Genomic DNA, 18,674 nt, shown 5'->3' with positions numbered 1-18,674 from the left:
TGGGTGTGTCGAGGGTTAGCGTCGGGGCGTGGAACTGGAACAGGCGCAGAAACTGTGGCAACCACAGCCCGGTTGGCTGAACACCGCCAGCTACGGGCTGCCGCCGGACCCGGCCTGGGAGGCGTTGCAGGACGCGCTCGCGGCGTGGCGGGCCGGACGCGGCTCCTGGGAGGGTTGGAGCGAGACGACCGACCGGTCCCGGGCCGCGTTCGCCAAGCTGGTCGGCGTACCGGTGGCCGACGTGTCGGTCGGTGCGGTCGTCTCCCAGATGCTGGCCCCGGTCGCCGCCGCACTGCCCGCCGGGGCGCGGGTGGTCGTCCCCGAGGTCGAGTTCACCTCCAACCTCTTCCCCTGGCTGGTGCAGGAGGAGCGGGGCGTGCAGGTACGCACCGTGCCGCTGGACGGGCTGGTCGACGCGATCGACTCCGACACCGACCTGGTGGCGTTCAGCCTGGTGCAGTCCGCCGACGGGACGGTGGCCGCGTACGACGAGATCGTCGCGGCGGCCCGGGCCCACGGCGCGTTCGTCGCGGTGGACGCCACCCAGGCGTGCGGCTGGCTGCCGTTCGACGCGAGCCGGGCCGACGTGGTCGTGGCCGGCGGATACAAGTGGCTGATGGGTCCCCGGGGCACCGGGTTCGCGTACCTCGATCCGGCCCTACGGGAGCGGCTGCGGCCCGACGCCGCCGGTTGGTACGCGGGCAGTGACCCGCACGCCTCGTACTACGGGCCGCCGCTGCGGCTCGCCGACGACGCCCGCCGGTTCGACATCTCGCCGTCCTGGTTCAACTGGGTCGGTGCGGCTCCGGCGCTGGGACTGCTGCTGGAGATCGGGGTGTCGACCGTGCACGCGCACAACGTGGCGCTGGCCAACCGGTTCCTCGCCGGCCTGGGCCGACCGCCCGGCGACAGCGCGATCGTCACCGTCGAGGTGCCCGACGCGCAGCACAAGCTGGAACGGGCCGGGGTGCGGGCAGCCGTCCGGGCCGGTCGGGTCCGCGCCTCGTTCCACCTCTACACCACCCCCGAGGACGTCGACCTCGCCCTCCACGCCCTGATGTAAGGAAGGGTCCCCTGCTATCGCCTGGTGCATAGCAGGGGACCCTTTCTAACGCGCGTCGCTTGCGGGTATCGCGGTGCTTGCGGGTGGGGGTTGGTGGTGTGGTGGCGGCCGGTGCCCCGGGTGGGGTGCCGGCCGTCGTGGTGGTGGTGTGGGGTGTTGTTGCTGGTGGTGGGGTTGGTGGGTCAGTTGTTCCAGTGTGTGGCGACGAGGTCGGCGGCTTGCTGTTCCCACTGGGCGTAGTGGTTGGGGAATGCGGAGACCTGTACGGTTTGGGCGGCGACGGTGAGGGGCATGTCCTGCCAGCCGTCGACCTGGTTGAGGCCCTTGAGGAAGGCGAGGGTGGAGTATTCGGGGTCGGTGATCTGTTCGACGGTGCCCCACCCACTGGACGGGCGTTGTTGGAACAGGCCTTGTGAGTCGTGGTCGTTGCGGGCGCCGAGATGGCCGAGGTTTTCCAGCTTGGACTCTTGGAAGGCGGTGCCGATGGCGATGACGGCGGCGCGTTCGTTCATGTCGGCCTTCTTGGTGGCGGCGATGATGGCCTTGGCGTTGTCGATCTGCTCGTCGTTCAGGTTGATGTGGGATTGGGTGCCTTGGACGCCGTGCGGGATGAGTGTGCCGGTGTCGGGTTTGTCGGTCTGGACGGCGGCGGTGATGGGGTTGGTCGGGGTGGTGTCGGTGGTGGTGTGGTTGAGGGGGCCGGCGGCGAGGCCGCCCGCGACGGTGAGTCCGGCGATGGCTAGGACGCTGTTGCGCAGCATGGTGTTCATGGGGTAGCTCCATTCGGGGGTGGGGCGCTGCGGGGGATGCGGTGCCGACGCCGTCTGGCGCTGGGGTGGTTCTCGGGGGATGGTGTGGCCCGGGTTGGCGGGGTGTGGTGGCCGCTCGCGGTGCCGGGTAAAGGTGTAACGACCGGTGGGGGCGGGTCATTCCCGGTGGGGGTTAGGGCTCACGCGGGTGTGCCGACGCTCTCGCGGTCGGGCGGGTGTGCTGGAGGCGGCCGGTCTTCGTTACAACGACGCCAGGCCGCCGAGAATTCCGGAACCGCCACGTTCAGGGCGGACAAATGGCCCATATTCGGCATCTGGTGGCACGGGTCCAGGCGGGCTCGCCGGAGGTGGGTGGATTTGTTGCTGCCATAGCGACAACAAATCCACCCACCTCCTCACTTCTCCCCGGGGCCGCGCGTCGAGATGTTAAGAGGGGACCCCTGCTTGCATGCCGGCCCGGCGGTAGGGCGGGTGGGTGCAAGGAGGGGTCCCCTACTAACGCCTCATGCAAGGAGGGGTCCCCTCCTTGCATGCGGACCGCGAGCTGCTGGAGTGGCGGGCGGGGTTGGCGGCGGTGACGGGGGTCACAATGAATACGGATCGGTTTCGTATCGGAATTGGTCGGCCTAGGCTCGGGATGATTGCGGTACTCAGCCGTATCGAAATGTGAAGGGTGTCGGGGGATGCAGCCGAACGAGAACACCGGACACGCGAGGCGATGGGCGATCCTCGCAGTGCTGGTCATCAGCCTGCTCGTGGTCGTCCTGGACAACACGATCCTCAACGTCGCGCTGCGTACGCTTGCCGATCCGGTGCACGGGCTCGGGGCTACCCAGGGCGAACTGGAGTGGTCGATCAACTCGTACACGCTGGTCTTCGCCGGGTTGCTGTTCACCTTCGGCGTGTGGGGTGACCGGGCCGGTCGACGACGGATGCTGCTGATCGGGCTGGTCCTCTTCGGACTGGCCTCGCTGCTCTCGGCGTACGCGCAGAGCCCGGTCCAGCTCATCGCGGCCCGCGCGCTGATGGGGGTCGGCGGCGCGGCCATCATGCCGGCGACCCTGTCGATCATCTCGAACGTCTTCGACCCGAGGGAACGGGGACGGGCCATCGGCATCTGGGCCGGCGCGGTGGGTCTGGCGGTGGCGATCGGCCCGGTGCTCGGTGGTCTGCTGCTGGAGCACTTCTGGTGGGGCTCGGTCTTTCTGATCAACGTGCCGGTGACGGTGCTCGGCGTGATCCTGGTGGCGCTGCTGGTGCCCGAGTCGCGGGATCCGTCGCCGGGGCGCGTCGACGTGGTCGGTGTCATGCTCTCGGTGGTCGGTCTGGTGAGCCTGACCTTCGGCATCATCGACGGTGGTGAGCATGGCTTCGGCCGCCCGCTGGTCTGGGCCACGATTCTCGGCGGCCTGGCGGTGCTGGCCTGGTTCGTCGCGTACGAGCGCCGCAGCGATCATCCGTCGCTGGACGTACGCCTGTTCCGGGTGCCGCGGTTCGCCGCGCCGGTGGCGATGATCGGGCTGGTGTTCTTCGCCGCCATGGGCGTGATGTTCTTCAGCTCGTTCTACCTGCAACTGGTACGCGGCTACAGCCCGTTGCAGACCGGCCTGCTCTTCCTGCCGTTCGCGGTGGCCCAACTGGTCTTCGCGCCGCGCAGCGCCACCATGGTCCGCCGGTACGGCGCGCGGGCGGTCTCGGCGCTGGGACTGGTGCTGACCACGGTGTCGCTGGGCGCGTTCGCCTTCGTCGACGCCGCCACGCCGATCTGGGTGGTGCTGGTCGTCTTCTTCCTGCAGGGCACCGGAATGGCCAACATCATGCCGCCGGCCACCGAGTCGATCATGTCGGCGTTGCCCCGGGAGAAGGCGGGCGTCGGCTCCGCCGTCAGCAACACCATTCGCCAGGTGGCCGCCGCGCTCGGGGTGGCGGTGATCGGCTCGGTGCTGGCCGCTGGCTATCGCACCGGCATCGCCCCGGCGGTGGCGGACCTGCCGGAGGGGGTACGGGCGACGGCCGGAGAGTCGATCTCCGGTGCGTACGGTGTGGCAGGTCAGCTCGGGCCGGCGGCGCCGCAGGTGATCTCGGCGGCCGACGACGCCTTCGTCTCGGCCATGCACTGGTCGGCGGTGCTGGCCGCGCTGGTCGCGGCGGCCGGTGTCGCGGTGGCGCTGCGCTGGATGCCGGGACGGGCCGATGCCGGAGCACCGGCACCCGTCGACGAGCCCGAGTTGGCCGGTGCTCCCTGATGTCAGGAACAATGCGGGCATGACTAGCGGTACGGACGCCCCGCGACCGCCCGGGCGGCCGCGGAGCGTCCGCGCGGACGAGGCCATCGTCGAGGCCACCCTCGATCTGCTGGCGGAGGGCAGCACGATCGAGACGATCTCGGTGGAGGCGATCGCCGCTCGGGCCGGGGTCGGCAAGGCCACCATCTACCGTCGTTGGCCGGGCAAGAACGCGCTGCTGCATGACGCGCTGCGGACGCTCAAGGGCGATCCGCCGCAGCCGGCCGGCCGGTCCGTCCGGGAGGACCTGATCACGCTGGTCAGCGCGATCGGGCAGCACATCGACCCACGGGCCGCGAAGATCATGCCGTGTCTGGTGCCGGTGGTGAAACGCGACCCCGAGCAGTACGCGCTCTACCAGAACATCATCGGGCCGCGCCGGGCGGTGATGCGGGAGGTGCTGCGACGCGGCGTACACGACGGTGAGCTCCGCGCCGACCTCGACATCGAGGTGGCCATGGCCATGCTCACCGGCCCGATGCTCATCCAGCGGGTGATGAACTGGAACCCGGACCTCGACGCGACGACCCTTCCGGAGAAGGTCGTCGATCAGGTGCTGGCCGGTATCGCCGCCCGCTGAGGCGGGGCCGGGACGCGTCCCCCGGATCACGGGTCGGTGCGGCGGGTCGGCACACCGGGCGGCGTCGAAGACCGACAAGCAGCATCGGTGAACTGTGTATATCGGTGTGCGCTGATGTCGGGCGCAGGGGTGATCGGGGGCGAGTGAATGCCGCCCGGGCGGGGCCGGTCGGATCAGCGCGCACGGCGCCCGCAGCAGTGCGAGGTGACGGCGGTCGAAGCGTACGGCGGAAGCTGCCGGCGCCGAAGTGACACGGGGCGTCCGACCGGGCGTGTCCCGGGGCGCGGCCTGCTGACGGCGTCGGTAGGGTGTCGAACACACGTACTGGCAGGCGGCGGTCGGGGAGGAGGCGGCGTGCGGGTGCTCGGCGTCGACCCGGGGCTGACCCGATGCGGGGTCGGCGTGGTCGAGGGGGCGCCCGGACGGCCCTGCACGCTGATCGCCTACTACGTCGTCTACACCGATCACGGTGACGAGCTGCCCGCGCGCCTGCTGCACCTGGACCGCTCGTTGACCGAGCTGGTCGCCGAGCACCGGCCGGACAGCGTGGCCGTGGAGCGGGTGTTCAGCCAGCACAACGTGAGTACGGTGATGGGCACCGCGCAGGCCAGCGGGATCGCCGTGCTCGCCGGTGCGCGCGCCGGGCTGCCGGTGCAGACCTACACCCCGAGCGAGGTGAAGGCGGCGGTGACCGGCTCCGGGAAGGCGGACAAGGCGCAGATCACGGCGATGGTCACCCGGCTGCTGCGGCTGCCCGAGCCGCCGCGCCCGGCCGACGCCGCGGACGCCCTCGCGCTGGCCATCTGCCACGTGTGGCGGGGCGGTAGCCGGTCCAAGCTGGCCGTCGCGGCGGATCGGGCGAGACGAGGAGGAGCGAGATGATCGCCAGTGTACGCGGGGTGGTGACCGCGACCGGCCCGGCCCACGCGGTGATCGAGGTGGGCGGCGTCGGCCTGGCCGTGCAGTGTGCCCCCGGCACCATCGCCGACCTGCGGGTGGGCCAGTCCGCCCGGCTGGCCACCAGTCTGGTGGTGCGGGAGGACTCGCTCACCCTCTACGGCTTCGCCGACGACGACGCGAGGGCGCTGTTCGAGCTGCTCCAGACCGCGAGCGGGGTGGGTCCGCGTCTGGCCCAGGCGGTGCTCGCCGTGCACACCCCCGACGCGGTACGCAAGGCGATCGCCAACGCCGACACCGGGGCGCTGACCCGGGTACCCGGGATCGGCAAGAAGGGCGCCGAGCGCCTGGTGCTGGAGCTGCGCGACCGGATCGGCCCGGTAGCCGTCGGCGCCGACGGTGCGGCCGGCGTCACCGGAGGCGCCTGGCCTGAGCAGGTCCGCCAGGCGCTGATCGGTCTCGGCTGGACGGCCGGTCAGGCCGAGCAGGCGGTCACCGCCGTCGCGGAGACCGTCGACGGTCCCACGCCGCCGGTGCCGGTGCTGCTCAAGCAGGCCATCCGGCTGCTGGGCCGGTCCCGGTGACCGGGACCGACGGCGGGCTGGTCTCGGCGTACGTCAGCGAGGCGGAGCGGGACGCGGAGGCCAGTGTCCGGCCGAAGCGGCTGGACGAGTTCATCGCCCAGCACCGGGTCCGTGACCAGCTCGACCTGCTGTTGCAGGGCGCGATGCGACGCGGCTCGCCGCCGGATCACATCCTGCTGTCCGGGCCGCCGGGGCTCGGCAAGACCACCCTGGCCAACATCGTCGCCGCGGAGCTGGGCACCGGCATCCGGGTGACCAGCGGTCCGGCGATCGAGCGGTCCGGCGACCTGGCCGCGATCCTGACCAGCCTCGCCGAGGGCGACGTGCTCTTCATCGACGAGGTGCACCGGATCGCCCGGCCGGCCGAGGAGCTGCTCTACAGCGCGATGGAGGACTTTCGGGTCGACGTGGTGGTCGGCAAGGGGCCCGGCGCGACCGCCATCCCGCTCGACGTGGAGCCGTTCACCCTGGTCGGCGCGACGACCAGGGCCGGTCTGCTGACCAGCCCGATGCGCGACCGCTTCGGGTTCGTCGCCCACCTCGACTTCTACACTCCCGCCGAGCTGGAGCTGCTGCTGCACCGTTCGGCCCGGATCCTCGGTGTGCCGATCATCGAGGACGGGGCGACGGAGATCGCCGGACGGTCCCGGGGTACCCCCCGGATCGCCAACCGCCTGCTGCGCCGGGTCCGCGACTTCGCCGAGGTCCGCGCCGACGGGGTGGTCACCGTGGACACCGCCCGGGCGGCGCTGACCGTGTACGACGTGGACGCGCTCGGTCTGGACCGGCTCGACCGGGCGGTGCTGACTGCCCTGGTGGACTCGTTCCGGGGTGGTCCGGTCGGCCTGTCGACCCTGGCGGTGGCGGTGGGGGAGCAGCCGGACACGGTGGAGGAGGTCTGCGAGCCGTTCCTGGTCCGGGCCGGGCTGCTGGCCCGGACGCCGCGCGGCCGGGTGGCGACCGATGCCGCCTGGCATCACCTGGGACGTACGCCCCCGAATGGTACATTTGGGGGCGAGGCGCCTGCTGTGCCCGATCTGTTCTCGGTGGACAGCGACCAGCCGTGATCTGTTCGTGATCTGTGCCGCATTCGGCGTTCCCAGATAGAGCGACTAGACTCGCCGCGGTCCGCACAGGATGTGAAAATCCGCCTCCGCTCTGGGTGCCATCACCGTGACGGGGGCCAATGGGAAGGTCTACAACCGTGCAATACGCAGCAGAAGGCGGAGGAGCGGCGGGCTTCACGCCGATCCTCATGATCGCGCTGCTCTTCGGCGTCATGTACTTCATGATGATCCGCCCGCAGCAGAAGCGCCGCCGTGAGGCGGAGGCCATGCAGTCCGGCCTCTCCGCAGGCGACGAGGTGGTCACGATCGGCGGGCTCTACGGCACGGTGACCGGCGTCGAGGACGACAGCGTGCTGCTCGAGATCGCTCCCGGAGTGCAGACCCGGTACGCCCGCCCGGCGATCGCCCGGGTGGTCACCAAGGCGGAGCGACCCGTCGAGTCGCCGGTCGAGGAGAGCGACAGCGTCAAGGACTGAGCACCCGCGCCCACCCGGGCCGCCGGAGTATCGGCATCCGCCCGGGTTAAGGGCACCCGCACGCGTCCCCGGGCGGGTGGCCACCGCCATGGCGGCGTGAGTGTGACAACTGGATAGATGGCCGACGCCGGACGTCGGTGCTCCGGCTCGGCCGGTCCACGCGCCCGCGTCGGCCACCCGAGGCGGCAGCGCCGGCCCGGGCGCCGTCGGAAGGCAGACCGTGGGCCGGGCAGCCGGCCGACCCGCCGCCGCGCCCGCGGCGGCGCGACCGTACAGGGAGACAGGACAGCCGTGGCACCACCTCAGGGACAGATGCGCCCGGGACGGCAGTTGGCCGTACTCGGGGCCATCTTCGTCGTCCTCTATCTTTTGGTGTTCTTCTCGGCCGGCGCCAGCGGGGGCTGGAAGGATCGGCTCGAGCCACGCCTCGGTCTTGACCTGGTCGGCGGCACCCGGATGACGCTGGAGGCCACCAACACCATCGACGGCCGGGCCCCGACGGCGGACAACCTCGAGAAGGCCCGCCAGATCATCGAGAGCCGGGTCAACGCGTACGGCGTGGCGGAGGCTGAGGTGATCACCGAGGGCGACCGCAACATCGTCATCTCCCTGCCCGGCGAGAACCGTGATCTCACCGAGGTCGGCAGCCCCGCCGAGCTGCGCTTCCGCAAGGTACTGAAGATCGCCGACGGCAGCGGCACGATCCGCACGCCGGCACCGACCCCGACCGGGTCCGTAGAGCCGACGCCGTCCGGCGAGGCCGACGCGACCCCGTCGGCAACCCCGGAGGCCGAGGCCACCTCTTCGCCGACGGCGGGTGGACAGGGCGGCGGTGCCCCCACCCCGACGCCCACCGCCACCGAAGGGCCGGCGGCCAGCCCGTCGCCGACCACGGGCGACGAGGACGTGCCGCGGACCATCGAGGAGCAGCGCCAGGCCGTCGAGCAGAAGGTCGGCGCCGAGGCATGGGCCGCTGCCAACGGCCTCCAGGCCCCGGCGGACCTGGCCGCCGACCCGTCGCTGGCCGAGAAGCTCGCACCCTTCGCCGAGTTGTCCGGCCGTGAGGTCGCGGTGCTGCCGGCACAGATGCAGTTCAACGTGCCGACCATCGGGTGCCTCCAGCTCGACGAACGGCCACCGGCCTCCATCTCCGACCCGGAGCAGCAGGTGGTCTCCTGCGAGGCGGGCTCCATCAAGAACCTGCTGGACGTGGCGAAGGTGCTCGGCACCGACGTCAGCAGCGCCACCGCGGTGCGGGACCAGACCAGCCAGTGGGTGGTCAGCCTGGACTTCACCCGGACCGGCGGGGAGAAGTGGACCGCCCTGACCCGCGAGGCGTTCCACAACGAGGGCCAGGCCTGCGACGCCTCCGCGCTCGGCGACGAGGGCCGCTGCCGGGTCGCCGTGGTGCTGGACAACAAGATCATCTCGTCGCCGCAGATCCAGGGCGTGCTCGTCGGCAGCTCGCAGATCACCGGCAACTTCACCAACGCCGAGGCCAGCGAACTGGCCGGCTACCTCAGCTACGGCGCTCTGCCGGTGACCTTCGAGGCCCAGGAGGCCCAGAACGTCACCGCCACGCTGGGCGCCAGCCACCTGCGCGCCGGTCTGCTCGCGGCCGGCATCGGCATGCTGCTGGTCGTCATCTACTCGCTCTTCTACTACCGCCTGCTCGGCTCGGTCATCTTCCTGAGCCTGGTCGCGTCGGCTCTGCTGCTCTTCGGCGCCCTGGTGTTCCTCGGCCGGCAGATCGGCTTCACGCTCACCCTCGCCGGCATCGCCGGCATCATCGTCTCGCTCGGTGTGGCGGCGGACTCGTTCGTCATCTACTTCGAACGGCTGAAGGACGAGATCCGCGAGGGCCGCAGCCCGCGCAGCGCGGTGCCCCGAGCCTGGATCCGGGCCCGCCGGACGATCATCTCGGCGAACGCCATCACCATCCTGTCGGCGGTGGTGCTCTACATCGTCTCGGTCGGCACGGTGAAGGGCTTCGCCTTCGCCCTCGGTCTGGCGACGGTGCTCGACCTGCTCGTGGTCTTCCTCTTCCGACACCCGATCATGACGATGCTCGCCAGCACCAAGGCGTTCCTGTCCCCGCGGGTCAGCGGGCTCGGCCGGGTGCTGCCCGCCCGCTCGACGCCGACCCAGCCCCGCAACCAGCGCGCCAAGGAGGCGTGACATGTCCGCTGAGAACGGTCTGGCCGCCCGCCTTTACCGGGGCGAGGCCGGCCTCAACGTCATCGGCCGCCGCAAGCTGTGGTTCACCATCGCCGCGGTGCTGGCGATGATCGCGCTGGGCAGTGTCCTCTTCCGCGGTTTCAGCCTCGGTATCGAGTTCGCCGGCGGCAACTCGTTCCAGGTCCCGACCAGCGTCGGCACGTTGCAGGACGCCGAGGCCGCCACGGACGACGCGCTCGCTCAGGCCGGCGCCCACGTGGTCACCGCGCAGCGGGTCGGCGGTGGCGGCGGCAGCGAGTTCTACGAGCTGCGGACCACCGAGCTGACTGGCGAGCAGGTCCAGGCGGTCAAGACCACCCTGGGTCAGCAGTTCGGCATCGATCCCGAGTCGATCAGCAGCAACCGGGTCAGCGAGGCGTGGGGCAGTCAGGTGACCAACCGGGCCCTGCTCGGTCTGGTCATCTTCCTTGCGCTGGTCACCGTCTACCTGGTCCTGCGCTTCGAGCTGAACATGGCCATCGCGGCGCTCTTCTCGCTGTTGATGAACCTGGTCCTCACCGCCGGCATCTACTCGATCGTCGGCTTCGAGGTCACTCCGTCGACCATTGTCGGATTCCTCACCATCCTGGGCTTCGCCCTGTACGACGTGGTGGTGGTCTTCGACAAGGTGCAGGAGAACACCAGAGGGATCACCGCGAACAACAACCAGACGTACGGCGAGGCGGCCAACCTGGCCGTCAACCAGAGCCTGATGCGGTCGATCAACACCTCGGTGGTGGCCCTGCTCCCGGTCGGCGGCATCCTCTTCATCGGGGCCGGCCTGCTCGGCGCGGGCACCCTGAAGGACCTCGGTCTGGTGCTGTTCGTCGGTATGGCGATGGCCTTCGTCACCTCGATCACCCTGGCCACGCCGCTGCTGGTGGTGCTCAAGAACCGCGACCCGCGGATCGACGCGCACAACAAGCGGGTGGTGGCCCGCCGGGCCGGTGCCACCCGGGAGACGCCGGCCAAGGGCTCCCGCAAGGCGGAGTCGACCGAGTCGACCGAGCCGGACGAGGAGCCGGTGTCCGCCGAGGCGGGTGCCGCCCTGGCCGGCGCCGCCGCGCCGAAGGTGGGCGCGCGTCCGGCCGGCAAGCGCTCCGGTGGTGCCCGTGGTGGCCGCCCCGGCGGCGGGGGCGGCAATCGCCCGGGTGGCGGCAAACGGCGCTGACCGGGCTAGGACCGCCCCGGCAGGGACGAACACGACGGCGTCCTGCATGCTGTGCGAGCAGCGTGCAGGGCGCCGTTGTCTGGTGGAAGGGAACGGAAGCGTCGTGACGGAGACCCACAGCACCGCGGTACGCGGCGACAGCGGCCCGGAGACCGCCCGGCTGGTGGCCAGCCGGGTGCTCGACGTACCCGACTTCCCGAAGCCGGGCGTGATGTTCAAGGACCTGATGCCGCTGTTCGCCGACGGCGAGACCTTCCGGACGGTGATCGACGGGATCGTCGCCCACCACGGGCGGGACTCCTTCGACACGGTGGTCGGCATCGAGGCGCGTGGCTTCGTGGTCGCCGCCGCGATCGCGTACGCGACCGGAGTCGGTGTGGTGCCGGTGCGCAAGGCCGGCAAGCTGCCCCGGCCCGCGTACGCCGCCTCGTACGCGCTGGAGTACGGCGAGGCGACGCTGGAGGTGCACCAGGACGCGTTCACCGCGGGGCACCGGGTGCTGGTGGTGGACGACGTACTCGCCACCGGCGGCACCGCTGCGGCCACGCTGGACCTGGTGGAACGGGCCGGTGGCGCCGTCGCCGGTTTCACCGTGCTGCTGGAGCTCTCCTTCCTGGGTGGGCGGGCGCGATTGGCGCCGCGTCCCGTCCATGCCCTGCTGACCGTTTGAACCGACCCGCCACCGGCGACCGAGGCGGCACGGTACGTCCGGCGGAGCGGCAGGGCACCGTCGGTACGGGTAACATTGCCCATTGCTGACCGGACGGTGAGTCGTCCGAGAGGCGCGAGACCAGAGCGGCCGACACACGGTCGGTCTTTCCCCGGCGAGCGGTGAGGAGGCCGGTGTCTCACGATGTCGTCCCTCCGGTGGAGGGCACGGTGCACCCGACAGGTGACGCGAACGGCTCGCTGACCGACCCCGACGGCGCCACACCGGCCGTGACCGGGGCGTCCGGCGCGGCGCGGCCGACCGGCGACGTGGCGGTCACCGCCGCAGCCGACGGCGGGTCCGTCGCGACCTCCGGCGACCCGATACCGAGCAGTGGCTTCGGGCTGTCCAACGCGCCCACCGGCCGACGGGTGCGGGCGCGGTTGGCGCGGTTCAACGCACCGTGGCAGTCGTCGCAGGTCAGCGAGGTGTTGGAACCGCTGATCTCGTCACACCGGGAGAATCACCCCAAGGCGGATGCCCGGCTGCTGCAACGTGCCTTCGACACCGCCGCGCGGTGGCACTCGGGTCAGTACCGCAAGTCCGGCGACCCGTACATCACCCACCCGCTCGCGGTGGCGACCATCCTGGCCAACCTGGGTATGGACACCACCACGCTGGTCGCCGCGTTGCTGCACGACACCATCGAGGACACGGAGTACTCGCTGGACCAGATGCGGACGGACTTCGGCGGCGAGGTCGCGCTGCTGGTCGACGGCGTCACCAAGCTCGACAAGGTCAAGCTCGGCGACGCGGCGAAGGCCGAGACGATCCGCAAGATGGTCGTCGCCATGGCCAAGGACCCGCGCGTCCTGGTGATCAAGCTGGCCGACCGGCTGCACAACATGCGGACGCTCTCCTTCCTGCCCGCGCCGAAGCGGGAGCAGAAGGCCAAGGAGACGCTGGAGATCCTCGCCCCGCTGGCCCACCGCCTGGGTATGAACACCATCAAGTGGGAGCTGGAGGACCTCGCGTTCGGGACGTTGTTCCCGAAGCGGTTCGAGGAGATCAACCGGCTGATCGGGGAGCACCAGCCGCAGCGGGAGGCGTTGCTGCGGCAGGTGACGCAGAAGGTGCAGGTCGACCTGAAGACCGCCAAGATCAAGGCGGAGACGACGGGTCGGCCGAAGCACCTGTACTCGATCTACCAAAAGATGATCGTGCGAGGTCGGGACTTCAACGACATCTACGACCTGGTGGGTGTGCGGATCCTGGTCGACACGGTGCGGGACTGCTACGCGGCGTTGGGTGTGATCCACGCGAACTGGCAGCCGGTGCCGGGCCGGTTCAAGGACTACATCGCGATGCCCAAGTTCAACATGTACCAGTCGTTGCACACGACGGTGATCGGGCCGACCGGCAAGCCGGTGGAGATGCAGATCCGGACGTACGCGATGCACCGTACGGCGGAGTTCGGCATCGCGGCGCACTGGAAGTACAAGGAGAAGGGCACCCAGATCGTCGGGCCGCCGGCGCACATCGACGAGATGACGTGGCTGCGGCAGTTGTTGGACTGGCAGCGGGAGGCGGCGGACCCGAGCGAGTTCCTGGACGCGTTGCGGTTCGACCTGTCCAGCCAGGAGGTGTACGTCTTCACGCCGAAGGGCGACGTGATCCCGTTGCCGACGGGGTCGACGCCGGTGGACTTCGCGTACGCGGTGCATACCGAGGTGGGGCACAAGTGCATCGGGGCGCGGGTCAACGGCAAGTTGGTGCCGTTGGAGTCGACGCTGTCCAACGGTGACGTGATCGAGATCTTCACCTCGAAGTCGGAGACGGCCGGCCCGACGCAGGACTGGTTGGGTTTCGTCAAGAGCCCCCGGGCGCGGACGAAGATCCGGCAGTACTTCAACAAGGAGCGGCGCGAGGAGGCGATCGAGGAGGGCAAGGACGCGATCGTCAAGGCCATGCGCAAGCAGGGCATGCCCTTGCAGCGGATGCTCACCTCCGACAACCTGATGGCGATCGCCCGGGACCTGCACCTGGCCGACGTGGCGTCGCTGTACGCGGCGGTCGGGGACAGTCAGGTCTCCGCGCAGTCGGTGGTGCAGAAGCTGATGGCCTCCTACGGCGGCGAGGAGGGTGCGGCCGAGGACATCGCGGAGACGGCGGTGGCCACCCGGCCGCCGCGCAGCCGGGCCTCCAGCCACGACCCGGGTGTGGTCGTGCGGGGCGTCAGCGACGTCTGGATCAAACTGGCCCGCTGCTGCACCCCGGTGCCGCCGGACACGGTGTTCGGCTTCGTCACCCGCTCCGGCGGGGTCAGCGTGCACCGTGACGACTGTGCCAACTCCGAGGACCTGCGCGCCCAGGGCGAGCGGGTGGTCGAGGTGAGCTGGAAGCTCACCTCCGCCTCGACGTTCCTGGTCGCCATCCAGGTGGAGGCGCTGGACCGGCACAAGCTGCTCGCGGACGTCACCCGGGTGCTCTCCGAGGAGCGGGTCAACATCCTCTCCGCGACCGTCACCACCACCCGGGACCGGGTGGCGGTGAGCCGGTTCAGTTTCGAGATGGCCGATCCGAAGCACCTGGGGCATCTGCTCGCGGCCGTCCGCAAGGTCGACGGGGTCTTCGACGCCTACCGGGTCACCTCCGGTTCCTGAGGCGTACCCCCGGACAACGAAAGCGCCCACCGGCTCAGCCGGCGGGCGCTTGTCGTGTGCGGGGCTCAGCCCGTTGGTGCGCTCATGGTCAGATCGGTGATGACGATCTCCTTTTTCGGGTGGCCGCCCCCGGCCTGCTGGGCGAACGCGCCGTCGTCACCGGCGGCGGCGACGTCGTTGACGATGTCCATCCCGCCGGTGATCGTGCCGAGCACGGTGTAGTTCGGGTCCAGCGGCGAGTCACCGTAGACGATGAAGAACTGGCTGCCGGTGCTGGCCGGCTGGCCGGAGTTCGCCATCGCGATGACGCCGGCCTCGTACGGCGGGCGCCTGTCGGTGGGCAGGTTCTCCTCCGGCATGCGGTACGCCGGACCGCCGGTGCCGTCGGTCTCCCGCCAGCCGGCGCCGGTGGAGCTCGGGTCGCCGCACTGGAGCACCTTGATGCCCTCGGTCACCAGGCGGTGGCACTTGGTGTTGTCGAAGAAGTTCTGCTCGGCCAGGTGGGTGAAACTGCCTGCGGTGCAGGGCACCGCCGCCCGGTCGATCCGCGCGGTGATCGGGCCGAGGTTGGTGGTGATCGTCATGGTCTGGGTGCCGACCCGGCTCTGCTGGGCGTCCGGCAGCCCGACATCCTTGGTCGTCGGGGTCCGCTGATCCGCCGGGATCTCCACCCAGCCGCACTCCGCGGTGCTGCCGCCCTGGGCAGCGGTGTCGCCACCGCTGTCGTCGCCGATCAGGTTGGTGGCGAGCCAGGCCGTGCCGGCGACCACCAGCAGCAGGACCGCTCCGGCCCCGACCACCGCCTGGGTCTGGCGGCGCTTGCGCGCCCGCGTCGCCCGCTCGGCCATCTCCTTCTCGAGCCGGGCGCGGGCCGCCGCGCGCTGCCGCTCTCTGGTGGACGTCACGCCTCGATCCTCCTGGACTGTATGTGGATGCCGCTGCGGTGGGTGGGACCGCCGAAGTGGGTCAGCCGGCGCTGGCGCTGGCCTCGGGTACGCCGGAGGCCGCCGGGCTGGACGTGCCCGCCGGCGTGGGATCGGCCGGTGACGCCGGGTCCAGCCCCGGCTCGCCGACGGTCAGGCTCTGCACGACCACGTCGTCGTTCTCCGGCTTGACCTTCTCCCCAGCCTCATTCTCCACGGTCGGCAGGGCACCGATCTTCTCCACCACGTCGAGGCCGCCGGTGACCCGACCGATGACCGGGAAAGCCGGCTCGGCGGTGGTGAAGTCCTCGAAGAAGATCAGGAACTGGCTGCCGTTGGCACCCGGCGGGTTGCTGATCATCGCCACCGTGCCCTTGGGGTACGTGGGCGGCTGGTCCGCCGACGGGCTGGGCGACGCCTCCGGCGCGGGCGGCACGTTCTCGCTGTAGAACGAGTACGACGGGCCGCCGAGGCCGGTGCCGCTCGGGTCGCCGCAGCGCACCGCCCCGTCCGCCGTGATCGCGTGGCACTTGGTGTTGTCGTAGAAGCCCTGCCCGGCCAGGTGGGCGATGCTCGCGGCGGCGCACGGGGCGTTCGCGAGGTCCAGCTCGACCGAGATCGGGCCGCCCTGGTTGGTGGTGAGGGTCATCGGCTGGGTGCCGGTCACCGGCAGGCCGGTGGTGGCCGGCTGGCCGACCTGGCGGAGGTTCGGGTTGCCGTCGGTGTTCTGCGGGGTCCAGAGGCAGACCTCGTCGTTCGCGGTGTCCTGGGTCGGCTCGCGGTCGAAGGCGCCCAGCGCCCACGCCGAACCGGCCACGACCAGCACGAGGATCAGAGCGGTGCCGACACCGGCTTGGATGCGCCGGCGGCGCCTGACGGTGGCGGCCCGGCGGGCCATTTGCCGGTCGAGCTTGGCCCGCGCCAGTTTGCGCTGCCGGTCCCTGCTGGAAGCCACCCGTGCTCCCCTTTCCTCTACCCTGGTCGTCACCTGGTGGTTGCGTACCCGTCGGGCGGCAGGTGCGCCACGCCACACGCCCGCCAGAGTGTACGGGTACCGGCTGGGAAAGTCGTGTACGAGGTCGTTGCACGTTCGCATCGGAGTCCGTCACTGCCCCTGTCGGCCGGTGGGGCCGACCGGGCCAAGCCCCGCCAGAGACGCCGGTAGGCTGCTGACGAGGACGACTCGACGGAAGGGGAGCGGACGTGCTCGTGGCCGGCTTTCCCGCGGACGCCTTCGGCACCAACTGCTACGTGGTCGCCGCCGCTCCGGGGGAGCAGTGCGTGGTGGTCGACCCCGGCATCGGGGTGATCGACCGGCTCGACGCGCTGCTCGCCGAGCACCGCCTGCACCCGGCGGCCGTGCTGCTCACCCACGGGCACCTGGACCACACCTTCTCCGTGGCGCCGGTGTGCGGGGCGCGTGACATCACCGCGTACGTGCACCCGGCCGACCGGGAGCTGCTGGCGGACCCGGCGAAGGCCCTGTCGATGGACCTCACCCAGCTCTTCGGTGGCCGGCTGCCGTACGCCGAGCCGGAGGACGTCGCCGAACTGGCCGACGGTACGACGCTCGCCCTCGCCGGGTTGGAGATCACCGTCGACCACGCGCCGGGCCATACCGGCGGGTCGGTGCTGTTCCGGTTGCCCGGCGCCGGCTCGCCCTGGGAGGCGGAGCAGATCTGCCTCTCCGGTGACGTGCTGTTCGCTGGCTCGATCGGCCGCACCGACCTGGCCGGCGGCGACATGCCGACGATGATCACCAGCCTGCGGGACAAGATCCTTCCGCTGGCCGACGACACCGTCGTGCTACCCGGCCACGGCCCCACGACCACCATCGGCCGCGAGCGCGCCACCAACCCGTACCTCGTCGAGGTGGCCGGGATGGGCGGCGGACGACCGGCGGCCCCCACCCGCGGCCTCTAGACCGGCCGCGTCGACGATCTCACCGCGCTGCCGCGCGGCACCCAAGGAGCACGTCATGAGCAAGCCCACGCCCATCTCCGGCTTCCCGGAGTGGACGCCCGCCCAGCGGATGATCGAGCAGTACGTCCTGGACCGGATCCGGTCGACCTTCGAGCTGTACGGCTTCGCGCCGCTGGAGACCCGGGCCGTCGAGCCGTTGGACCAGTTGCTGCGCAAGGGAGAGACCTCGAAGGAGGTCTACGTGATCCGGCGCCTGCAGGGCGATCCGGAGGGCGCGGCCGGTGACGACGCCCTCGGCCTGCACTTCGACCTGACCGTGCCGTTCGCCCGGTACGTGCTGGAGAACGCCGGCAAGCTCCAGTTCCCGTTCCGCCGCTACCAGATCCAGAAGGTGTGGCGCGGCGAGCGCCCCCAGGAGGGCCGGTACCGCGAGTTCCTCCAGGCCGACATCGACATCGTCGACCGGGACACCCTCGCCCCGCACCACGAGGCGGAGATGCCCCTGGTCATCGGCGACGCGCTGCGCGCGTTGCCGATCCCGCCGGTGCGCATCCAGGTGAACAACCGCAAGATCTGCGAGGGGTTCTACCGGGGCATCGGGCTGACCGACCCGGAGGCGACGCTGCGCGCGGTCGACAAGCTCGACAAGATCGGCCCGGCCGGCGTGACGGAGCTGCTGGCCACCACGGCCGGGGCGAGCGAGGCACAGGCCAAGGCGTGTCTGGCGCTGGCCGAGATCTCCGCGCCGGACGCCTCGTTCGCCGACGCGGTCCGCGCGCTCGGGGTCAGTGACCCGTTGCTGGACGAGGGCGTCGCCGAGCTGACCGCCGTGGTGGAGACCGCCGCCGCGCACTCGCCCGGCCTCTGCGTGGCCGACCTGCGCATCGCCCGGGGCCTGGACTACTACACCGGCACCGTCTACGAGACGCAGATGATCGGGTACGAGCGGTTCGGCTCGATCTGCTCCGGCGGCCGGTACGACAACCTGGCCAGCGCCGGGACCATCCGCTTCCCCGGAGTGGGCATCTCGATCGGGGTGACCCGGCTGCTCGGGCTGCTCTTCGGCGCCGAGGCGCTGACCGTGTCCCGGTCCGTGCCGACCTGCGTCGTGGTGGCAGTGACCAGCGAGGAGTTGCGGGGCGCCAGCAACCGGGTCGCCGAGGCGCTGCGGTCGCGGGGCGTACCCACCGAGGTGTCGCCGAGTGCGGCGAAGTTCGGCAAGCAGATCCGGTACGCGCAGCGGCGCGGCATCCCGTACGTCTGGTTCCCGGGCGCGGAGGGCGCCCCCGACGAGGTGAAGGACATCCGTTCCGGTGACCAGGTCGTCGCGGCGGCGTGGGAGTGGACGCCGCCCCGCGCGGACCTCACGCCGTTGGTGAGCTGATGTAAGGAAGGGTCCCCTGCTA

At 70.9% G+C, this 18,674-nt stretch carries 16 protein-coding genes; 13 read left to right on the top strand and 3 right to left on the bottom strand.

Annotation, left to right across the window (positions count from 1 at the left end):
- The first annotated feature begins 28 nt into the window (after positions 1-28).
- Positions 29-1,063 (top strand): aminotransferase class V-fold PLP-dependent enzyme, encoded by a 1,035-nt coding sequence (locus ID554_RS02360; protein WP_117229237.1) that lies wholly within the window; start codon positions 29-31, stop codon positions 1,061-1,063.
- A gap of 182 nt (positions 1,064-1,245) precedes the next feature.
- On the opposite strand, the gene ID554_RS02355 is transcribed toward ID554_RS02360, so the two are convergent.
- Positions 1,246-1,833 carry a hypothetical protein gene (locus ID554_RS02355; RefSeq protein ID WP_117229236.1) on the bottom strand — a complete coding sequence of 196 codons (588 nt, stop codon included), beginning with the start codon at positions 1,831-1,833 and terminating at the stop codon, positions 1,246-1,248.
- A 683-nt stretch (positions 1,834-2,516) separates the two neighbouring features.
- On the opposite strand from ID554_RS02355, the gene ID554_RS02350 reads away from it, so the two are divergent.
- The 10 genes from ID554_RS02350 to ID554_RS02305 all read left to right on the top strand — a co-directional run bounded on the left by ID554_RS02350 (position 2,517) and on the right by ID554_RS02305 (position 14,422).
- On the top strand, positions 2,517-4,079 hold the full coding sequence (locus tag ID554_RS02350) for an MFS transporter (protein ID WP_117229234.1): 1,563 nt from the start codon (positions 2,517-2,519) through the stop codon (positions 4,077-4,079).
- A gap of 19 nt (positions 4,080-4,098) precedes the next feature.
- Complete coding sequence (locus tag ID554_RS02345) at positions 4,099-4,698, top strand: TetR/AcrR family transcriptional regulator (RefSeq protein WP_117229233.1); 600 nt, start codon at positions 4,099-4,101, stop codon at positions 4,696-4,698.
- A 354-nt stretch (positions 4,699-5,052) separates the two neighbouring features.
- Positions 5,053-5,580: a crossover junction endodeoxyribonuclease RuvC gene (ruvC, locus tag ID554_RS02340; RefSeq protein ID WP_117229231.1), complete on the top strand. Its 528-nt coding sequence runs from the start codon at positions 5,053-5,055 to the stop codon at positions 5,578-5,580.
- Positions 5,577-6,179: a Holliday junction branch migration protein RuvA gene (ruvA, locus tag ID554_RS02335; protein WP_117229230.1), complete on the top strand. Its 603-nt coding sequence runs from the start codon at positions 5,577-5,579 to the stop codon at positions 6,177-6,179. The genes ruvC and ruvA overlap by 4 nt, the downstream gene beginning before the upstream one ends.
- Entirely contained in the window at positions 6,176-7,246 is a 1,071-nt protein-coding gene (ruvB, locus tag ID554_RS02330; RefSeq protein WP_117229229.1) for a Holliday junction branch migration DNA helicase RuvB, read from the top strand. The genes ruvA and ruvB overlap by 4 nt, the downstream gene beginning before the upstream one ends.
- Before the next feature lie 137 nt (positions 7,247-7,383).
- Positions 7,384-7,722 carry a preprotein translocase subunit YajC gene (gene yajC, locus ID554_RS02325; RefSeq protein ID WP_117229223.1) on the top strand — a complete coding sequence of 113 codons (339 nt, stop codon included), beginning with the start codon at positions 7,384-7,386 and terminating at the stop codon, positions 7,720-7,722.
- A gap of 291 nt (positions 7,723-8,013) precedes the next feature.
- A complete protein-coding gene (secD, locus tag ID554_RS02320; protein ID WP_117229222.1) occupies positions 8,014-9,900 on the top strand; it encodes a protein translocase subunit SecD in 1,887 nt (628 codons plus the stop codon).
- A gap of 1 nt (position 9,901) precedes the next feature.
- A complete protein-coding gene (gene secF, locus ID554_RS02315) occupies positions 9,902-11,110 on the top strand; it encodes a protein translocase subunit SecF (RefSeq protein ID WP_117229221.1) in 1,209 nt (402 codons plus the stop codon).
- A gap of 103 nt (positions 11,111-11,213) precedes the next feature.
- Positions 11,214-11,780 carry an adenine phosphoribosyltransferase gene (locus ID554_RS02310; RefSeq protein ID WP_117229220.1) on the top strand — a complete coding sequence of 189 codons (567 nt, stop codon included), beginning with the start codon at positions 11,214-11,216 and terminating at the stop codon, positions 11,778-11,780.
- A gap of 197 nt (positions 11,781-11,977) precedes the next feature.
- Positions 11,978-14,422: a RelA/SpoT family protein gene (locus ID554_RS02305; RefSeq protein ID WP_191088854.1), complete on the top strand. Its 2,445-nt coding sequence runs from the start codon at positions 11,978-11,980 to the stop codon at positions 14,420-14,422.
- Positions 14,423-14,487: 65 nt separating this feature from the next.
- Here ID554_RS02305 and ID554_RS02300 read toward each other — a convergent pair whose 3' ends face one another.
- Together ID554_RS02300 and ID554_RS02295 are read right to left on the bottom strand one after the other, a co-directional pair.
- Positions 14,488-15,327 (bottom strand): peptidylprolyl isomerase, encoded by an 840-nt coding sequence (locus tag ID554_RS02300; RefSeq protein WP_117229217.1) that lies wholly within the window; start codon positions 15,325-15,327, stop codon positions 14,488-14,490.
- 61 nt (positions 15,328-15,388) lie between these two features.
- Positions 15,389-16,300 (bottom strand): peptidylprolyl isomerase, encoded by a 912-nt coding sequence (locus ID554_RS02295; RefSeq protein ID WP_117229216.1) that lies wholly within the window; start codon positions 16,298-16,300, stop codon positions 15,389-15,391.
- A 248-nt stretch (positions 16,301-16,548) separates the two neighbouring features.
- Here ID554_RS02295 and ID554_RS02290 point away from each other — a divergent pair, with 248 nt between their 5' ends.
- Entirely contained in the window at positions 16,549-17,268 is a 720-nt protein-coding gene (locus ID554_RS02290; RefSeq protein ID WP_117229214.1) for an MBL fold metallo-hydrolase, read from the top strand.
- A gap of 55 nt (positions 17,269-17,323) precedes the next feature.
- Positions 17,324-18,652, top strand: a complete 1,329-nt coding sequence (hisS, locus tag ID554_RS02285) for a histidine--tRNA ligase (protein WP_117229213.1) — start codon at positions 17,324-17,326, stop codon at positions 18,650-18,652.
- Positions 18,653-18,674: the final 22 nt, after the last annotated feature.

The organism is Micromonospora craniellae (genome assembly GCF_014764405.1).
GTDB classification, from domain to species: domain Bacteria; phylum Actinomycetota; class Actinomycetes; order Mycobacteriales; family Micromonosporaceae; genus Micromonospora; species Micromonospora craniellae.
This window is presented reverse-complemented; position numbering and strand designations above follow the sequence as displayed.